At 36.9% G+C, this 19,921-nt stretch carries 18 protein-coding genes; 9 read left to right on the top strand and 9 right to left on the bottom strand.

From position 1 onward, the window contains the following. Window positions 1–26: 26 nt before the first annotated feature. Complete coding sequence (locus F4V57_RS03035) at window positions 27–911, bottom strand: thiamine phosphate synthase (RefSeq protein WP_070068877.1); 885 nt, start codon at window positions 909–911, stop codon at window positions 27–29. A 146-nt stretch (window positions 912–1,057) separates the two neighbouring features. On the opposite strand from F4V57_RS03035, the gene hemP reads away from it, so the two are divergent. Further along, a complete protein-coding gene (gene hemP, locus F4V57_RS03040; protein WP_070068878.1) occupies window positions 1,058–1,228 on the top strand; it encodes a hemin uptake protein HemP in 171 nt (56 codons plus the stop codon). Window positions 1,229–1,314: 86 nt separating this feature from the next. Here the strand turns inward: hemP and F4V57_RS03045 are convergent, their stop codons facing one another. Further along, a complete protein-coding gene (locus F4V57_RS03045) occupies window positions 1,315–3,069 on the bottom strand; it encodes a GspE/PulE family protein (RefSeq protein ID WP_070068913.1) in 1,755 nt (584 codons plus the stop codon). Window positions 3,070–3,145: 76 nt separating this feature from the next. Next, entirely contained in the window at window positions 3,146–3,865 is a 720-nt protein-coding gene (gene tsaA / locus F4V57_RS03050; protein ID WP_070068914.1) for a tRNA (N6-threonylcarbamoyladenosine(37)-N6)-methyltransferase TrmO, read from the bottom strand. A 100-nt stretch (window positions 3,866–3,965) separates the two neighbouring features. On the opposite strand from tsaA, the gene F4V57_RS03055 reads away from it, so the two are divergent. Beyond that, the gene (locus F4V57_RS03055) at window positions 3,966–4,745 is read left to right on the top strand and encodes a ferredoxin--NADP reductase (protein ID WP_070068879.1); all 780 of its coding nucleotides are present in this window, start codon (window positions 3,966–3,968) and stop codon (window positions 4,743–4,745) included. A gap of 76 nt (window positions 4,746–4,821) precedes the next feature. Here F4V57_RS03055 and F4V57_RS03060 read toward each other — a convergent pair whose 3' ends face one another. From F4V57_RS03060 to F4V57_RS03075, 4 genes are all read right to left on the bottom strand, one after another. After that, complete coding sequence (locus tag F4V57_RS03060; RefSeq protein ID WP_070068880.1) at window positions 4,822–5,328, bottom strand: protein tyrosine phosphatase family protein; 507 nt, start codon at window positions 5,326–5,328, stop codon at window positions 4,822–4,824. Between the two features lie 39 nt (window positions 5,329–5,367). Beyond that, window positions 5,368–6,459 carry a 3-deoxy-7-phosphoheptulonate synthase gene (locus F4V57_RS03065; protein ID WP_081409146.1) on the bottom strand — a complete coding sequence of 364 codons (1,092 nt, stop codon included), beginning with the start codon at window positions 6,457–6,459 and terminating at the stop codon, window positions 5,368–5,370. Between the two features lie 147 nt (window positions 6,460–6,606). Then, window positions 6,607–7,476, bottom strand: coding sequence for a sulfite exporter TauE/SafE family protein (locus F4V57_RS03070; protein WP_070068881.1), 870 nt, complete (start codon window positions 7,474–7,476; stop codon window positions 6,607–6,609). 322 nt (window positions 7,477–7,798) lie between these two features. After that, window positions 7,799–9,304 carry a cation:proton antiporter gene (locus F4V57_RS03075; RefSeq protein WP_070068882.1) on the bottom strand — a complete coding sequence of 502 codons (1,506 nt, stop codon included), beginning with the start codon at window positions 9,302–9,304 and terminating at the stop codon, window positions 7,799–7,801. A 301-nt stretch (window positions 9,305–9,605) separates the two neighbouring features. Between F4V57_RS03075 and pyrC the strand changes: the two genes are divergently transcribed. From pyrC to F4V57_RS03095, 4 genes are all read left to right on the top strand, one after another. Next, window positions 9,606–10,640 carry a dihydroorotase gene (pyrC, locus tag F4V57_RS03080; protein WP_070068883.1) on the top strand — a complete coding sequence of 345 codons (1,035 nt, stop codon included), beginning with the start codon at window positions 9,606–9,608 and terminating at the stop codon, window positions 10,638–10,640. Next, window positions 10,637–11,275 (top strand): ribonuclease T, encoded by a 639-nt coding sequence (gene rnt / locus F4V57_RS03085; protein ID WP_070068884.1) that lies wholly within the window; start codon window positions 10,637–10,639, stop codon window positions 11,273–11,275. Before pyrC ends, rnt begins: the two co-directional genes overlap by 4 nt. A 173-nt stretch (window positions 11,276–11,448) precedes the next feature. After that, window positions 11,449–12,846, top strand: a complete 1,398-nt coding sequence (locus F4V57_RS03090) for an amino acid permease (protein WP_070068885.1) — start codon at window positions 11,449–11,451, stop codon at window positions 12,844–12,846. 121 nt (window positions 12,847–12,967) lie between these two features. Next, window positions 12,968–14,146 (top strand): sugar transporter, encoded by a 1,179-nt coding sequence (locus F4V57_RS03095; RefSeq protein WP_070068886.1) that lies wholly within the window; start codon window positions 12,968–12,970, stop codon window positions 14,144–14,146. 65 nt (window positions 14,147–14,211) lie between these two features. On the opposite strand, the gene F4V57_RS03100 is transcribed toward F4V57_RS03095, so the two are convergent. Continuing rightward, the gene (locus F4V57_RS03100) at window positions 14,212–15,048 is read right to left on the bottom strand and encodes an aldo/keto reductase (protein ID WP_070068887.1); all 837 of its coding nucleotides are present in this window, start codon (window positions 15,046–15,048) and stop codon (window positions 14,212–14,214) included. 382 nt (window positions 15,049–15,430) lie between these two features. Here F4V57_RS03100 and F4V57_RS03105 point away from each other — a divergent pair, with 382 nt between their 5' ends. The 3 genes from F4V57_RS03105 to F4V57_RS03115 all read left to right on the top strand — a co-directional run bounded on the left by F4V57_RS03105 (window position 15,431) and on the right by F4V57_RS03115 (window position 18,707). Continuing rightward, window positions 15,431–16,696, top strand: a complete 1,266-nt coding sequence (locus F4V57_RS03105; RefSeq protein WP_171257516.1) for a D-alanyl-D-alanine carboxypeptidase family protein — start codon at window positions 15,431–15,433, stop codon at window positions 16,694–16,696. 87 nt (window positions 16,697–16,783) lie between these two features. Beyond that, on the top strand, window positions 16,784–18,064 hold the full coding sequence (locus tag F4V57_RS03110) for an NAD(P)/FAD-dependent oxidoreductase (protein WP_070068889.1): 1,281 nt from the start codon (window positions 16,784–16,786) through the stop codon (window positions 18,062–18,064). Between the two features lie 160 nt (window positions 18,065–18,224). Further along, window positions 18,225–18,707, top strand: a complete 483-nt coding sequence (locus tag F4V57_RS03115) for an FKBP-type peptidyl-prolyl cis-trans isomerase (RefSeq protein ID WP_070068890.1) — start codon at window positions 18,225–18,227, stop codon at window positions 18,705–18,707. Window positions 18,708–18,760: 53 nt separating this feature from the next. Here F4V57_RS03115 and F4V57_RS03120 read toward each other — a convergent pair whose 3' ends face one another. Beyond that, on the bottom strand, window positions 18,761–19,594 hold the full coding sequence (locus F4V57_RS03120; protein ID WP_070068891.1) for a 5'-methylthioadenosine/S-adenosylhomocysteine nucleosidase: 834 nt from the start codon (window positions 19,592–19,594) through the stop codon (window positions 18,761–18,763). Window positions 19,595–19,921: the final 327 nt, after the last annotated feature.

A 19,921-nucleotide genomic window follows, 5' to 3' on the forward strand; every position in this document is an offset into this window, starting at 1 on the left:
CGCATTCTTTTTTTTCATTCAAATGTTTATTTATTCCAAAAATCACCAATACCAGCAACACCATAAGCCCCATATCGTATAGCATCGTCTAATTGCTGTCGTTGTATACCACCCAATGCATATACAGGTAAATATGTAGATTGAGCCAGTACAGAAAATTTTTGCCAGCCTATTGGAGCATGATCTGGATGGGTCAAAGTTGCTTGAATCGGACTTAATAAAATTGCATCACAACCAAGTTTTTCTGCCTGAGCAATATCCTGCACATGATGACAGGCAGCAATTAAATTTTTATTCTGAAGCAATTTTTCATTATAAGTTTGATGAAGTTGAGAAGATTTTAAATGAATGGCAAAGATCTGTTGCTGCATTTCTATACTGAGTTGCTGATACACCTCAATATTGACAATATAACGCAAAGAATCATTTTGATGTAAACGCGCCCGAACAGCATCCAAATCTTCACGTAAATAACATAAATCCGTTTTGCACTGTGTCAGGTGAATATCGTTTATTGCAATGGCCAACTCTCTTGACCAATGTAATTGTCGCAAAACAGGTAAATTTGCCGCAGGAAATGGTAATGTTAAAACTTGATCCAGTCCAATCCATTGCCAATGTTGATTCTCAAGAATTGTAGTGCGAGCAATACAACGATAAAAGTATAATTCTACGGTTTTGTCCGCATAAGCAAAGCTAAAATGTGCAAACTGGCGGTTCACATCAATTTCAATACCCACTTCCTCCATAACTTCCCGCTGTAATGCTTGCTGTACCGATTCATCTACTTCAATTTTTCCACCAGGAAATTCATAACATCCACCTTGATGTAAATGTTCATCACGCCAGCCAACCAAAACTTTGCCCTGATTTAAAATAAGCGCAATCGCAACCTGTACTTTTTTCGACATGATCTAAATCCTATGTAAAATATTCATATATGATCAAAAAAAATCATCATAAAACTCACAAAAAAAATGATGAAAATAATTGACAGATGTATTCGATAATTATTATCATTTATTTCGTTAAGTAAATACCACGGAGCCAGACAACAATGAACGCACCATTCACTTTATTCACTCGCAATACCGAAACTCAACATAGTTTACCAATGTTACATTCAAGCAATCTGTTTGCATTAGGTCGTGAAATTCGAATTCTACATGCTGGTGAAGAATATCGTTTACGCTTGACTCGCAATAATCGCCTAATTTTAACCAAATAATTTTAAACCAGCTCAAATAAAATAGAACACGTGGGAATTATATTTATGCGATCAGCTCAGATCGCATAAATTTTTCACTTATTCCTTTAAATTGGTACCACTCTAAGTACTTCCTCAAAGCTGGTTAGACCATCTGCAATACGTTTCGCACCCGACAATCTTAAAGGTTGCAATCCTTCCTGATATGCTTGCTGACGAATCTGATCTAAGCTGGCCTTCTGCCCAAGTAAATGTTTTAATTCCTGACTGGTTGGCATCATTTCATATAAACCTATTCGTCCTTTATATCCCGTATGACGACATTGTTCACAGCCTACAGCCCGATAAACCTGCTGTGGTATACTACTATTCCACGGCGCAGTAAGTTTTTTCCATTGTTGAATATCAGTGTTTACCGATTGTTTACAATGAGGACACAGTGTACGTACTAAGCGTTGCGCCAATACACCAAGAATTGTGGCCGCAGACAAAAATGGTTGTACCCCCAGATCAGTTAAACGAGTTAAACTGGAAGGTGCATCATTGGTATGCAGAGTTGATAACACCAAATGACCTGTTAATGCAGCTTGAATGGCCATATCTGCTGTGTCCTGATCACGAATTTCTCCAACCATGATAATATCAGGATCCTGACGCATTAATGCTTTAATTCCTTCAGCAAAACCCAAATCAATCGAAGTATTAATTTGCATCTGATTAAAACTGGATTCCAGCATTTCGATTGGATCTTCAATAGTGCATACATTGACTGCATCAGTTGCCAATTGTTTCAATGTCGAATAAAGTGTTGTCGTTTTTCCTGATCCGGTCGGTCCTGTGACCAGAATAATGCCGTGCGTACTTTGCGTAAGCGTTTTCCATGTTTCCAATAATTGTCCACTGAAACCCAACTGAGCAAAAGAACGTACTAGTACTTCAGGATCGAAAATTCGCATTACCAATTTTTCACCAAAAGCTGTTGGTAATGTGGATAAACGCAATTCTGTTTCCATGCCTTTAGGTGTTCTGGTTTTTAATCGCCCATCTTGTGGTTTACGCTTTTCAGCAACATTCATACGCCCGAGGATTTTAATTCGCGCAATCACTGCCGTCATAATATTGGTTGGCATATCATAAATATTATGCAATACACCATCAATCCGAAAACGTACCTTACCTAAGTCTTTCCTTGGCTCTAAATGAATATCACTGGCACGCTGTTCAAAAGCAAACTGTAATATCCAGTCTACAATCTTTACAATATGCTGATCATTTGCATCAGGATTTTGAGATACTTCTCCCAATTGTAGTAATGCTTCGACACTTTTATCAGTCTTAAATGCACCTAATCCCTGTGCAGCATGTACTGCACGACTTACCTGATAATACTCCTGTAAATAACGGCTTAGTTGCTCAGGATTAAGTAAAACAATTTCTATCTGTTGTTTTTTCATGGAATGGCTTAAATTATTTTTCCATTCCAGATCAAATGGTTGATCCGTTCCGATAACCACTCGATCTGCCTGCACTTCTACAGCTAAAATTCGGTTACGTAGGGCAAATTCATGGGACATCACTTCGGTTAAGCGGGCAACATCAGCTTTAAGTGGATCAATAACGAAATATGGTAGATTTACTAATTTTGCCAACCATTGACATAAACGATTCAAGGTCAGTTTTCTATCAGGATGCTGGTGTTCCGAAAGATTAAAATACGCAATCCATTGTAATGGATGCCAAGATAACTGGGTTTTGTTACGTGTGGTAGTCAAAACTAAATTGGTATCTTTTTCTGTAATTTTTTGATCCTGCTGCAATTGCTTTAAACACCAGTGTAAATCAATTTTTCCATATATTGTCATACGTTGTTGCATAAGTTTGCCTGTTCACCCCTAAACTAGATCTATAGTTTATACCAAATTTATCCATCCTTCTTAACTAAGTCTTTTGTAATGACAAAATAATGACTTTGTCCATTGCTATATGAAACTTAATATTAAAATTTGCATAAGATAAACCGTAAACCTTTTCTTCTTTTTGTTGATAAGCGGGTTTGGGGTTTTGTGCCAAGATAGCTTCTAAAGTCTGAAGTGTTTCAGCATTAATCGCATGTTCTTGTAACAGTTTCGTCAATTCAGATTGTGCAGAATCAGACCAACTGACCATTAAAATCTCTGGTTGATGTTGTGCATAACCACTGATCGCTTCAGGAATTGCTTCAACATAAGCAAGATACGGTTTAATATCAATAATCGGAGTGCCATGCAAAAGATCTGCACCAGAAACATAAACTCGAGTATATTTATTTTCTCGCTGAACACTTAAAAACTTCACCACTGATAGGCCCATTGTTGAAGGTCGATACATACTACGGCTGGCAAAAACCCCCATTTTCTTATTCCCACCCAGCCTCGGAGGACGAATCAGTGGTTGAAAATTGTCTTTCTGATTGGTTCTCTTATTTTCATGAAATTGCCATATTAGCCAGATATGACTAAATTGCTCTAATCCAACAAAGGCATTTAAATCATCATAGGGTGCGAACATTTCAATGTAAGATATTGAATTTACTAAATTTGGTTGACGAGGAATACCAAATTTTTCTTTAAAAGGAGAATGCATCACACCGATAATCGGAACATTCAGTTCTTTGTTCATCATTTTTTTTTATAAAGACCATTAGTTATATTCAGTGTAACGAGAAACGTTTTAGATTAAAATAGCAGCCTGTTTTTATTGGATAATTATTGAGAACTCGATGGCTGCATTTAATGTAGAAAAAATTATTGACGTTCATCACTGGAACGATACTTTATTTAGTTTTAAAACCACACGCGATCAAAGCCTGCGTTTTAAGAATGGTCAGTTTGTCATGATTGGGCTTGAAGTAAATGGCAAACCGCTAATGCGTGCCTACTCTATAGCAAGTGCAAATTATGAAGATCATCTTGAGTTTTTCTCAATTAAAGTTCCTGATGGTCCATTAACGTCTATTTTACAAAAAGTAAAAGTCGGCGATGACATCCTGATTTCCAAAAAACCAACAGGTACTTTGGTTCATGATGATTTGAACCCAGGAAAAAATTTATATTTTCTTTCTTCCGGAACTGGTTTGGCGCCTTTTCTTTCCCTTATTCGTGACCCAGAGACTTACGAAAAATTTGATAAAGTTATTCTAGTGCACGGTACACGCTGGATTAGCGAATTAGCTTATCAAGATTTAATCTTGAATGAATTGCCAAACAATGAATGGTTTGAAGAACTGGATATCAAAAATAAGTTAATTTACTACCCAACAGTGACTCGTGAACCTTTCAGAAATGAAGGACGAGTAACAACGGCAATTGAAACAGGTCAAATATTTGAAAAAATTGGTTTACCACCATTTAATCCCGAAACTGACCGTGCCATGTTATGTGGTAGCCCACACTTTTTAACAGACGTTGCTGCATTACTAGATAAAGCAGGTTTAAAAGAATCGCCACGTATGGGTGTATTAGGTGATTATGTAATTGAACGTGCATTTGTGGAAAAATAAGATTCTAGCCACTAACGCCTAGAATTTTATGGCTAATCTAAAGACCTGAGATTTCAGGTCTTTTTCATATCAAAATTTAACTGATCTGACTAATTTCCTGTGTAGATTGTCTGGCTTGTAATTGAAGCTGAATGGCATGCATAAAACCTGTCCATGTGGCATCAGGCTCCCAAATTTCGTGTAGAGCTATATCAGCAATAGCAATATCAATACCCAAATAATATTGTTGATATAAATACATTAAACTGCTGACTCGCAAATTCTTCGCACAGTGTAGCCAGACTTTTTGTTCCTGTACCAAATATGCAATTAAATCTAGAATCAACAATCCTGTGGATGGATTAGGACAATCCCACAGTAATGGAATATGTATATAATCTAATCCAAGTTCCAGACAAATTTTATCTTCGTTTGGTAAATGATTAGATGCATTTGTGAGAGCCAGATTAACAATTGTATTAAAGCCAGCAGCTTTAATTTGTGCCAATTGTTCAAAAGTTGGCTGACCTGATGTCGTTAAATGTTCATGTATAAATACATGATTCAAAATATCTGTTAATGCCTCATCAATTCTATTTTGCATAGTAAAAACGCCATCTTAATGATGGCGCTCCTTTAAAAATTATCGATTCACCAAAACATCTTTTAATGCTTGGTTCATTTCAAGTAATACCCGTTCTGTCGTATCCCAGTCAATACAACCATCAGTCACTGATTGCCCGTATTCTAATTGTGTTAAATCTTTTGGAATATCTTGACGACCACCTTTTAAGTGACTCTCAACCATGACACCAACAATAGTTTTATTACCATCAAGAATTTGTTCTGTCAGATTTTTAAGCACTAAAGGTTGTAAATATGGATCTTTATTTGAATTGGCATGACTTGCATCAATCATGATTTTATTGCTAACTTTAGCCTTATTCAGGGCATCTTCTGCCTGTGCTACTGATGTGGCATCATAATTTGGCTTACCATTACCGCCACGTAATACAACATGAGCATAAGGATTACCTTTAGTACGAATAATCGACGCCTGCCCCTGATCATTTAGACCCAGAAAACTATGTCCAGATTTCACCGCCTGCATAGCATTGGTTGCCACAGTCAAACCGCCATCTGTACCATTTTTGAATCCTACTGGAGAAGACAATCCTGATGACATTTCACGATGTGTCTGACTTTCGGTGGTTCTTGCCCCAATTGCAGACCATGCGATTAAATCCTGCAAATATTGTGGTGAGTTTGGATCAAGTGCTTCTGTAGCGCAAGGTAAGCCTTTTTCATTGAGTTCCAGTAAAAGTTTGCGGCCAATATATAAGCCTTTTTCAATATCAAAAGAATCATTCATGTCAGGATCATTAATTAATCCTTTCCAACCTACTGTTGTACGAGGTTTTTCAAAATATACCCGCATGATGATATACAAACTATCTTTTACTTTTTCACGTAATTTTAACAAGCGATCAGCATATTCATGTGCAGCTTTTGGATCATGAATAGAACATGGACCAATCACAACAAAAATACGTTTATCATTATTATCCAGAATGTCACGAACAACCTGACGACCTTCAAGTACTGTAGCTCTAGCTGCGTCCGTTAAGGGCAATTGCTCTTTAAGTTGTGCTGGCGTAATTAAAGGCTGTACGCTGGCTACATTAATATCATTTACATCCGTATTTGCCACAGTATGGGCGGTTAAATCATTCATTACTTTCTCAACGAACAAAAAACATCATTTTATGCATGCAATATAACATGAATTGATGCTTTTTGACTGCTGATCAAGCAAGAAAATAGCAGAGTATCTTCATTCATAAATGATACTATTGGTGTGAATATTATTTTATTCAATACATTAGGCATGCTGCTGTAACTGCTTGGTAACAAGGGCTTGTTCAGATGCTGCAGGTTTGGCTTTTACCGGATGAATAATAAAATTAATGCCAAGTGCAAATAAAGTAATACCTAATACACGGCGAATGAGCTTTTCCGGCATTTTAGAACTAATTAATGTACCAATTACAATTGCAGGAATAGAACCAACTAACAGCCATGTCAATAAACTAAAATCAACATTACCAGTACTTAAATGCCCCAGTCCTGCGACCAATGTGAGTAACACTGCATGGACAACATCCGAACCAATAATTCGAATCATAGGCAAATTGGGAAACATAATAATCAAAGCCATCACACCAAATGCGCCAGCACCGACAGAAGATAGTGTTACAAATATGCCCAGCACAATTCCCATGATAACAATATAAAATTTTTTCGATGGATCATAGCCATTTTGTTGCTGATGATGTCCTTCATTCTTACGATACTTATCAAAGAACTTTTCAATCGTTGTTCTAAAAATAATGGAAATACCGGTCAATGTCAGCATAAACCCTAGCACAATGGTCAATACAGATTTGTAATGTGTAGATTGGCTTAAATAATGTTCTAATGCCCATGTTGTTGCAAAAGATGCAGGAATACTGCCAACAGATAACCAGATCACAATCGGCCAAACAATATTTAATTTACGGGCGTGTACCATCGAACCGCAAAATTTAGAAATTGCCGCATATAATAAGTCTGTCCCAATAGCAATATGAGGTTCAATTTTAAAGAGCCCGATTAAGATTGGTGTCATTAAAGAGCCACCACCTACGCCGGTGATTCCTACACAAAAGCCGACCAACATACCGGCTAAAATATAATGAATAACATCAATCATGGCTTTTCCATTAAAACTGCTGAATGGTGCGCATCTTATTACTTTTTCATCTAAAGTGTTGTGAACTTTATTGCTTTACTTATGAATAATTAAGATATATAGATATCCAATTTTAATGCTGATAAATTTTTATTATTATTTTTCAATAACATATAAAAAATATAAATAATTTAAACTTGCAGTAAGTTTTTATGATCAGCATTTCACTTGATCTGTTTTTATCATAACCAAGTCATTATTTATGATTTAAAAATCACCCTAGATATAAATCCAAGGTGATTTATAATTAAAATACTATCATCAGTTAGCTAAATACTTTGCTCTAAAAATTATCCGGATGTTCAAGTCTCTTCACTTCTTTTTCAACCTCTTGAACAGTTTTGTCAGCCCGAATTTCCCCACCTGAATTTTTCTTGTTAATCAATGCAGATGGATCATAGATACTGATCACTTCATTTCCTTGATCGTCTTCATCAATAATATACTGAACTCCACGTACATTCATTTTATGACAGATTTTTTGATACCAACCTGAAAAACCTGTTTTGGGTTCATCAGGATTATAATAAAATGCATTCATCACTTGCGGTAAACCCAGACCACAGACTAATCCAGATAACAGCACACAAATAAAAGTATAGCCAATTAACACATCGCTATAATCACTTAGAACCGACATATTTGACACAGCAAGGATCAATGCCAATGACAAACCACCACGTACACCCCCCCAGGATAAAATGGTTAAACTGCCGTTATAGCTTTTTTTGCTGACTGAAGGGAAAAACATAAATGCAAGAAAATTGGCAGCAAAACGAGAAATATGTAATATGATAAAAGCAATAATACCGCCAAATACCAATTCTTTACTTAAATCGATAATAAACAATTCCAAACCGATCAAGGTAAATAAGAAGGCATTAATGATCCCTTCCATTGTGTGCCAAAAATGATTAACTTCATTAATTTCTTTTTCTTTAAGAACTTCCTGCCATTTATTACCAACCACCAAACCGGCAATAACACAAGCGATAGGCGCAGAAGCATGCGCATATAATGCAATCAAATATGCACCAGAGGCCAAGACCGCCGTGGTCATGATTAAAGATTCCATTTCATGCCTTTGCTTTAGCACCCATAAAGCAATATGACCTGTGACAACACCAATAACAATTGCAATAAAAATTTCTAAAAACAAATGACTCAGAATATATTGTGGGGTAACGTGATCGCCTTTAATGATATTAAGAATGGTCATAAAAACCGCAATACACATGGCATCGTTAAATAAAGATTCTCCCTCAAGTTTCACCATTAAATGATGTGGGGCACGAACTGAACTCAGTACGCCTTTAATCCCAATTGGGTCTGTTGCACCTAATGCTGCACCCAATAATAGTAATACTAGAATGTCAACTTTATGCCCAATCAACCATTGGTACCCAAACAATAGACCAGCAAATAAAACTGCACAAATCACTAATGCCAGTGATGCCAGAATCCCGATCGGCTTCCAATAACGCTTTAAATCTGAAACTTTAAATTTTAAGGCTGATGCCATCAAAATAAAACAAATCACACCATTGATTAAAAAATCATAGAATTGAAAGCTCCTGACAGTTGCTTCAATTTTTTCTATATTAATCGAAATAATGTCACTGCCATTAAATAAACTTGCTGCCCATTGTAAAATAAATACAAATAATGCAGAAACAATTGGGACACCGATGGCTGCCGGAAACCCTAAAACTTTTTTATTAAATAAAGTTGTCGAGATGGATAATAAAAATACAACGGTTAATGCCTGTAAAAATAAATAACTTCCCATGGTCTTCTCTAGATTCAAAATAATCGACAACTATGCCTAACATCGGGCAAAATCACTGGAAACAGGTTCCACAAACCTATTGTAAAACAAATTTCTTGCACATTTTTGATAAATTAAGACTGAAAATTAGTTTTGTTAATACTGACCAACAGCACCATGATTACAATACCTTGATCAAGTTAATTGCGTAGGTTTTTTTGTATTTAAAATCGTCATCAAGATGAATTTATGTTGGCAAATTTACATTTTTAAGGCTTTTTGCTTTATTATGTTGCTTATTTTTTGTTGAAGTCAGATACCCTTGGATACAATAACTCTCCTTCAGCCAGATGACTGGCATGCGCATTTACGTGATGGCGAAGCGTTAAGGCGTACTGTTCCAGATTTAGCCAAACAATTCCATCGGGCGATTTGTATGCCAAATCTTGTCCCACCAGTAAAAACAGTAGAAGAAGCAATTGCCTACCGTCAGCGCATTTTGGCACATGTACCCAATGGTATTGATTTTGATCCCCGTATGGTATTGTATTTTACTGATCATACCCCAGCCGAAGAAGTGGTTAAAATTAAACAATCAGACGCTGTAAATGCCATCAAACTTTATCCGGCAGGCGCAACAACAAACTCAGAAAATGGGGTCAGTGATATTCGTAAGGTTTATCCTGTCATTGAGCAACTGGAAGAACATCAAGTCCCATTGTTATTACATGGCGAAGTTACACATTCACACGTTGATATTTTTGACCGTGAAAAACGTTATCTCGATGAAGTTTTAGTGCCGCTTTTGCGTCAGTTCCCACAATTAAAAATTGTACTGGAACATATCACCACTGCAGATGCTGCAAATTTTGTACTGGAACAAGGCCGCAATGTTGCAGCGACTATTACGCCACAGCACTTACTGTTTAATCGTAATCATATGCTGGTTGGTGGAATCAAACCACACTTTTATTGTTTACCAATTTTAAAACGTCAGACCCACCAAACCACTTTACTTGAAGTGGCAACAAGTGGTAATCCAAAGTTCTTTTTGGGTACAGACTCTGCACCGCATGCACAAAGCAAAAAAGAACAAGCTTGTGGCTGTGCTGGCTGTTATAGTGCACCAAATGCCATTGAATTATATGCACAGGCATTTGAACAAATGGGAAAACTTGACAAACTTGAAGGTTTTGCCAGTCATTTTGGTGCAGATTTTTATGGTCTGGCTCGTAATACCAAAACTATCACACTGGTACGTCAATCTATACAGGTTCCTGCGCAGCTTGATTATCTGGACAATGATCCAATTATTCCATTGTATGCTGGCCAGACTCTAAACTGGAGTCTACAATGAACAACAATACCTCACAAAAATCAATCATTGGACAGCGATTTCGAGGATTCTTACCGGTTGTTGTTGATGTAGAAACTGCCGGATTTAATGCCAACACAGATGCTTTGTTAGAAATTGCCTGCATTCCTGTCATTTATGATGAGAATGGAAAATTTGTTCCGGGCAAAGCCTACCATGCTCACATCAATCCTTTTGAAGGCGCCAATCTAGATCGTAGATCATTGGATTTTACTGGAATTGATCCATTTAATCCCATGCGTATGGCAATGGCAGAAAATGAAAAGGATGCTTTAAAACGTATTTTTAAAGCCTTAAATGAGGTACGCCGGGATCAACAATGTACACACTGTGTATTAGTCGGCCATAATGCACATTTCGATTTGAGTTTTCTCAAAGCGGCAATTGCCCGTACCAGTACCAAAAATCAGAATCCTTTTCATAGTTTTTCTGTTTTTGATACGGTGACATTAAGCGCTGTCACTTTTGGTCAAACCGTTCTGGCAAAAGCTTGTATTCAAGCTGGTATAGCGTTTGATGGGAAAGAAGCACACTCTGCCTTGTATGACACGCAAAAGACTGCCGAATTATTTTGCTATATTTTAAATAATTGCACTACATACATTCCAACAAACTAATCATTACTGGTGACCATGCAATTGATTTTAATTTTTTTGCTGATCACCTTTAATTTTTTATCATTTTTGGCGCATGTTTTTGTGCATTGATCAGCTATTTTTTCATCAATAAAACTTTCTTATCACAAAGTGAACACATAGAATAGCCGCTTTCTGATCTTTTGAGCCACAATATGGAAAAAAACTCATCTCCTCAATTGCACCGTGCCATGCAACGCAGACATCTGATAATGATTTCATTGGGTGGAGCGATTGGTACAGGGCTATTTCTGGGTTCGGGTGAGGTAATTTCCCAAACTGGTGCAGTTGGTGCAATTCTCGCCTATGCTTTAGGTGGATTAATTGCATATTCAGTTATGTTATGTTTGGGTGAACTATCTGTGCATCTCCCTGTGGCAGGGTCTTTTGGTGAATATGCTAGCCGTTATATTAATCCATCTACTGGTTATATGGTTTCGTGGATGTACTGGCTAACATGGACAATTACTTTAGGTACGGAGTTTACTGCCGCGGCTATGCTAATGCAGGAATGGTTTCCACATGTTTCGCTTTGGATCTGGACATTAATTTTTGCTGCTACTGTCTTTTTGCTTAATGTCAGTTCTACCCGTTTTTTTGCAGAAGCAGAATTTTGGTTGGCATTGATAAAAGTTGCCACTGTGTTGCTCTTTATTATTTTAGGTGCAACTGCCATCTTTGGCATTATCCCAATGCAAGGTTACGATTCAGCGCCTTTATTTCATAATTTAACCAAGGATGGCTGGTTTCCTCAAGGTTTTTGGCCAATTTTTACGACCATGCTTGTGGTCAACTTTGCTTTTTCTGGTACAGAGTTAATTGGTGTTGCCGCAGGCGAAACACAGGATCCTGAGAAAAATATTCCTCGAGCAATTAATGCTGCAATCTGGCGGTTATTAATTTTCTTTGTCGGTACTATTGTTATAGTAAGTGCATTATTACCTTACCAGGCAACAGCCGTAGATAATGCACATGGCTTAAGCCATAGTCCCTTTGTTAGTGTATTTTCGCGTATTGGCATTCCCTACGCAGAAGACTTTATTCGCTTTGTGATCATTACTGCATTGCTATCTGCGGCAAACTCAGGATTATTTGCAGCATCACGGATGTTATGGTCGTTATCCAGTACCAGAAAACTACCATCTGTTTTCTCTCAATTAACACAATCTGGTACACCGATGATGGCCATTTGTGTCACGATGATGGGCGCCTTGCCAGGTTTATTGTCAGAATTTTTTGCGCCAGAAGTTATTTTTGAGAATTTATTAAATATTGCAGCATTCACTATGGTTGTGGTTTGGATCTCTATCTGTATCAGTCATTTTAATTTCCGCCGTAAATGGTACGCTTCAGGTAAAACTAAATCCGAACTTAAATTTATTGCGCCACTTTATCCCTTAACACCTATTCTGGGTGGTATTTTTTGTTCAATTACCTGTATCAGTATGGCAGCTGATCCAAATATGCGTTATAGCTTTATCAGTTGTCTAGCAATTATCGGATTCTGCTATTTAAGTTATTTTATTTTTGTTAAAAATCGTCAAGTGGCTTAATCTACTTAAATCTACCGGATGCTGATATACATCTGGTATTTTACCCCGTTTATCCTTGCCAAATTGAATATGCCGTCATACAATTTGCGCACATTCTCCCCTCAAACTCCCAGCTTTAATTATGTCTAGTTACAGCCAAACCGAATCCGGGACTTCTGGTCGCTGGATTAGTGTCATTACGCTTGCTTTAGCCGCATTTATTTTTAACACTACAGAATTTGTTCCTGTGGCATTACTCAGTGATATTGCGCAAAGTTTTAATATTACCACCAGTCAAACAGGCTTAATGCTCACGATCTATGCATGGATGGTATCTTTAACTTCATTACCATTGATGTTAGCTACTCGAAATGTCGAACGTAAAAAATTACTTTTGGCAATTTTTGTGATTTTTATTATTAGCCATATTTTATCTTATTTTGCATGGAATTTTACAATTTTAGTACTAAGCCGTATTGGTATTGCATTTTCTCATGCAATTTTCTGGTCAATTACTGCATCAATTACCGTTCGTGTTGCACCCGCAGGCAAGGAAACTCAGGCTTTAAGTTTATTATCTACGGGTACTGTATTGGCATTAGTACTGGGTATTCCTTTTGGAAGATTTATTGGTGAACTTACCGGTTGGCGTAATACTTTTTTGATCATCAGTATATTGGCAGCGTGTACAGCTGTTATTCTGTATCGTAGCTTACCAGCAATTCCAAGTGTAAATACAGGTTCTTTAAAAAGCTTGCCAATTTTGCTGAAACGCCCAACATTAATGTGCTTATATGCGATTACTATCCTAGCGATTACAGCACAATTTACTGCTTATAGTTATATTGAGCCTTTTGCATTAAAAGTTGCAGAATTTAGCGGACATGAAACAACATTAATTTTATTAACTTACGGTGCAGCAGGAATTTTAGGCTCATTACTTTTTAGTAAATTTAGTGGGAAGTTTCCAAAAGCATTTCCCGTGATTGCTCTAGGCTGTCTGACCATCTGCTTATGGGGATTATTACCTTTATCTGCCAATTATCATGGTTTTAGCTTAATGACGATTCTATGGGGTATTGGCATTATGAGTTTTGGTTTGATCATGCAATTTCAAGTTTTAAAACAAGCTACGGATGCTACAGATGTTGCAATGTCGATATTTTCCGGATTATATAATGTCGGTATTGGTGGTGGTGCATTATTGGGAAGTATCGTCAGTACCCACATAGGTTTGAGTTTTGTAGGAGAAGTCGGTGGCGTAATTGCTTGCATTGCGTTTCTACTTATGTATTACACAAGTACACGTAAAGATTTTTAAGCATAAAATCTACAATAAAAATGCGCTGAACAATATTTTCAGCGCATTTGCTTTTTTCAAATCATTTAAAATTCTTCATAAACTGCAGGATCCTGATTTTGTAGCCGACCATCAGGGCGTGTTAATGCATTGATCGCTTGCATGTGTTGTTCTGATAATTCAAAATCAAAGATTTGTTGATTGGCTAGCTGATTATGTTCACTGGCAGATTTAGGAATTGGGATAACACCTAATTGTACTTGCCAGCGTAAAACAACTTGTGCAACTGATTTATTTTTATCTTGTGCAATTTTTGTCAATATCTCTTCGCTGGCAATTGCCCGTCCCCGACCAAGCGGACTCCATGCTATAGTAATGATCTGTTTTGATTGATCATATTGTCGTTGTGGAAGCTGGTTAAAATATGGATGTAATTCCACCTGATTAATCACTGGTAAAATTCCAGTTTCTTTTTGTAGAACATCAATATGTTCCGGTAAAAAGTTACTGACACCAATGGAACGTACATAACCCCTTTTTTGCGCTTCAATCAAAGCCTGCCATGCTTCTACATACTTTCCCTGTTTTGGATTAGGCCAATGAATTAAATATAAATCATAGTAATCCAGTTGTGCCCGATAAAGAGATTCCTCAATGGTTACTAATGCCTCATCATAAGCATGATGACGACCAGGTAATTTTGAACTAACAAAAAGTTCTTCACGAGGAATATGGCTATTTTTGACTGCCTGCCCCACTGCACCCTCATTTTCATAATTAAACGCTGAATCCAGTAACCGATACCCTAAAGCAATGGCAGCCTCAATACTCTTGACACCTTGCTGCCCATTTAAAGAATAAGTCCCGAATCCCAACGCTGGAATTTTTTGACCATCATGTAAAGTTAAATATGGAATTTTCATTTGTTATCCTGTTTCTGTTTAAGTTTGAATTTAACAGCACACATGATTGGAAATGTCCATATTTTCAGAGAATTCTTTGTACCACATAGAATTTCTATTAATTTCCTATAAAACCATGTTGTTTGCTTAGTTTTAAATTATGAACAAGTCCGTGCCTGAAAATCAGTATACAAACTGTTTTCCTTGTAATCTTCATACATTGAATGACATTACAAAAAGTCTGGATCAGAAGTTGATTTTTTAAATTATTTATTGGTTTTTCACTGGCAGTTTTATATAAAAAGGACTAGCATCATGCCCTAAAATTTTGGCAATAAACTAAGGCTGCATGGTGTTAAATCTTAAACGACCACTTGTACTGATTTTACTTTCAAGTCTCAGCATGTTCAGTTCCGCACAGGTGCTAAATATTGATCCTGGCAGTGTTGAAGCTCAGGCATGGATCATCTACGATCCCCAATCTGGACAAATTATTGATGAATATCAGTCTGATGTAGAACGTGCACCAGCCTCTCTTACCAAAATGATGGTGGCTTACCTGACCTTGAAGGCGGTAAAAGAAGGTAAATTACATCTGGATCAGTTCATTAATGTGCCAGAGATTATCACTACCGTTCATAGTGATGAGTCACGCATGCATCTTAAACCTAATGAACAGATCAGTATTCAGAATTTGTTATCTGGTTTAATTATCATGTCAGCCAATGATGCAGCACTAACTTTGGGCGTACTGGTTGCAGGAAATGATACAAATTTTGTACAACTCATGAATAGTACAGCGCACAAACTGGGAATGCAGCATACGCAATTTCGTAATCCATCAGGGATTACTATGGATGGTCATTATTCCAGTGCTAAAGATCTAGCCATTCTTGCTCAGGCAATTGTTAAAGAAACACCAGAATATCTCAACTACTCAAAACAGCCGATATTTAATTATAAAGATTTAACCCATCATGCCACCAATATTTTATTGCAAAAAGATACTTCCATTGATGGGATGAAAACTGGTTATACTGGTGCTGCCGGCTACAATCTGGCATTAACCGCCAATCGTCTGGATCCAAATACCAATGAATATCGCCGTTTGATTGTTGTGGTATTGGGTACTGCATCCAAACAAAAACGTGCCGAAGTTGCAGATCTATTACTCAATATTGCATTCAACTACACACAAACCAAACGCTTATTTATGCATCCTCAACCTTTGGCAGATTTACATGTTATCAATGGTAAACAAAATCTTTATCGTATTTTACTACCGCAAAATCTAAGTTATAACACTTTAAGTTTATTACCTCAAAATCAAGTATTAGACGCGAAACAATTTGATCAAATCACTCAACGCTTCGTCATTCATCCAGATTTTCAACAAATACTGGAACCCCTCAAGAGCCCCCAACAGATCAATTATCATGTTGAACTCACTCAACCCCAACTCCATGCACCATTGCAACAAACTGCCATGACTATTGCTAAAGTGGACGTCAGCCAGTTTGGAAGAATCATTCATCAAGTGAATATTCAACAAGATGTTTTGCTAGAACAAGCAAGCTGGTGGCATCGGTTACTTCACTGGATAAAAGCATTATTTGGACTAAACAGTGAAAACTTAAAACCGATCCTTTATCCAATACAAAATAATTAATTGTTTTTGTAAAAACCTACCTTTTACAAGCCAAATCTGTGTCATGATCACTTTAATCCCGATAAAAATACTAGGAATTAAAATATCATGACGCAGAAGCATCATATTGTCATCGTTGGTGGTGGCGCAGGCGGACTAGAACTGGCAACACAATTAGGACAACGGATTGGAAAGAAGTCTGGCTTTCAGGTTACATTGGTTGATTGTAATTTGACACATATCTGGAAGCCTTTATTACATGAGATTGCTGCTGGTACACTAAATGGTGCAACAGAAGAAATTAATTATTTTGCCCACGCCAAAAAAAATCACTATAAATTTCAACTTGGTTACTTACAATTTATTGATCGAGAAAATAAGCAACTTATTCTTGCACCCTTGGTTCAGGATGATTTAAAACTGGCAGAGCAACGCCATATTTCTTACGATACTTTGGTATTATCCATTGGTTCAACATCCAATGACTTTGGTACGCCAGGTGCACGAGAAAACTGCCATTTTCTGGATAATCGTTTACAGGCAGACCTATTCCAAAAGGATTTACTACATCTTTACTTACAAGCACATGCCCAACCACGAACCAAACCACTTAACATCACCATTATTGGCGCTGGTGCAACCGGTGTAGAACTAGCAGCAGAACTATATCAGGCAGCTAAAGATTTTCATCATTATGGTCTGGATGGTATTGATCCCACCAAAGTACGCATCAATGTGATCGAAGCAGCAGATCGGATTTTACCGGCATTGTCTGATAAAGTTGCAAATGGTGCATTGGAACAATTAAAAAAATTTGGTGTTCATGTTTACACGCAACATCGTGTGGAAAAAATTGATGCAGACCATGTATACTGCCAAGGAGATCAGGTTTTTGACTCTAATTTAACTGTTTGGGCTGCTGGAATTAAAGCACCTGCAATCACACAAAACTTTAGTTTAAGTCTAGATCGAATTGGACGAATTAAAGTATATGCAACACTACAAAGTATTGATGATCCAAATATTTTTGCTTTTGGTGATTGTGCCCATTGTCAGCCGGAAGGCAATCGTCCACCTCTGGCACCTCGCGCACAAATTGCCAGTCAACAAGCAGACTTTTTGGTCAATGCTATTTTGCTTAAAATCAAGCAACGCCCTATTCCATTATTTAGATTCACCGATCGAGGCTCTCTGGTTTCTCTAACTCAGCACACTGCAATTGGTGAAATTTTTGGTAATTTACATATTGAAGGGATCGCTGCAAAAACCATGTATCATTCCCTTTATCGGGTTCATCAAGCTGCAATTTATGGCTACACGAAAGCCGGCTTTCTAGCAGCTCGGGACTTCTTTGGTAAAGGTACTGCACCTGTAATTAAGTTACATTGAGATAAATAAACTAATGTAACTCCCTCAAAAGCACTGTAATACAGTGCTTTTTACACTTGCTTGCATAAAAAACACGCTTATTAAAATAATTACCCTCCCATTTTGATCATATAGTCTTTATCATATAGACCTTTAAGACTAACCAGCGGATAGACATATAATGACAGCTATTGCGAATGACCACGTTGTTAAATTTCACTACACTTTGACTAATAGTGAAGGTGAAGTGCTTGATAAATCAGAAGGCCAACCTCTTGCTTACTTACATGGTGCAGGAAATATTATCCCTGGTTTGGAAAATGCTTTAACTGGCAAAACCACTGGTGAAAAATTAGTCGTAAATGTCCCAGCAGCTCAAGGCTATGGCGAATATAACCCTGATCTTGTTCAGGAAGTTCCACGTCAAATGTTCCAAGGCGTAGACAACATTGAAGCTGGTATGCAATTTCAGGCACAAACTGATGATGGTGTACAAATCGTTACCGTAAAAGGTGTTGAGGGTGATTCCGTTATCGTTGATGCTAACTTTCCACTTGCTGGTCAAGATTTAACATTTGATGTTGAAATCGTAGAAGTTCGTCAAGCAACCGAAGAAGAATTAACCCACGGTCATGTCCATGGTGAAGGTGGTCATCATCACTAATTTGTGTTGAATGATATAAAAATGGGAAGATGATACTTCCCATTTTTTATGGATTATTTTTGGGTAGCCAGATAATTCACAGCAACATTTAATGCATAATTCTGACAAGCAACGCCTGTTGCTGGATTGTATGTGCCATTATTAGTAATATTATTTGATAAGACACGAATGCCGATAAACGGCACATTATACAACGAAGCAACCTGTGCTACAGATGCCGTTTCCATCTCTTCAACTGAAGTTTTATACTGTTCATGGAAAATTTTGATACGATCCAGCTCATTATTCCAAACGTCCGCAGAACCAATCACACCTTCAACCACTTTACCTTGCTTATAATTTGATTTAGCTTTGACAGCAGCAGCTAAGAGTACCGGATCAGCCTGAAAACGCAAATGACGGCTTTCTTCTTCAGGTGTTGCATTTTTTGGTAAGACATTAAAAGATTTATTCCATGTCAAACTATTAGAACCCTCACCCAATGCTTTCTTAGGTGTAATAAAAGCACCAATATTTTCAGATTCCTTACCAATTACAATATCAAAAACTTTTAATTGAGGATCATGTCCACCAGATGTTCCCTGATTAATAATTGCCGCAGGTCGATAATGTTCTATCGCTAATACAGTTGCTGCTGCGGAATTACTCATTCCCATGAGTGTTCGTGAAATAACAATTGGATAACCTTTATATGTACCTTGCCAAAATTTCCAGCCCCCATAAGTTTTTATACTGACATTTTCCAATTGCTGAATCATATGATCAGTTTCAATGTCCAAGGCTCCCTGAATTACAACAGGCGCTTGTTGCGGTGCAGCAATAGTATGTGTTGCCCACAATGTGACTGTGACAATAGCTGTATTTTTTAGTACACTTTTTAGCATCATTACATTTCCTCATTAAAAATTGGCTAAAATATCAAAGAATAATCAATATTATGCATCAAAAAATAGCAATAATTTTTGCTTGCAAATTTATTTGATTACATATCGATTTAAATAAAAAAATCTATCACCCTCTCAAAGCAATTTTAATGCCTTAAATAACTTTTAAGATAAATTATTCAGGTCAAATGCTTTAAATAAAATCAATTGGCAAAGCATCAAAACAATAAAATTCGATTTTTATAATTTTCAATATATACTTCCCAAAATGTTAAAATAGGTATGAAAATTGCTTAATTTTGATTTACTCATGTTATTAATTATGAATAA

Source organism: Acinetobacter qingfengensis (assembly GCF_008693185.1).
Lineage (GTDB): Bacteria > Pseudomonadota > Gammaproteobacteria > Pseudomonadales > Moraxellaceae > Acinetobacter > Acinetobacter qingfengensis.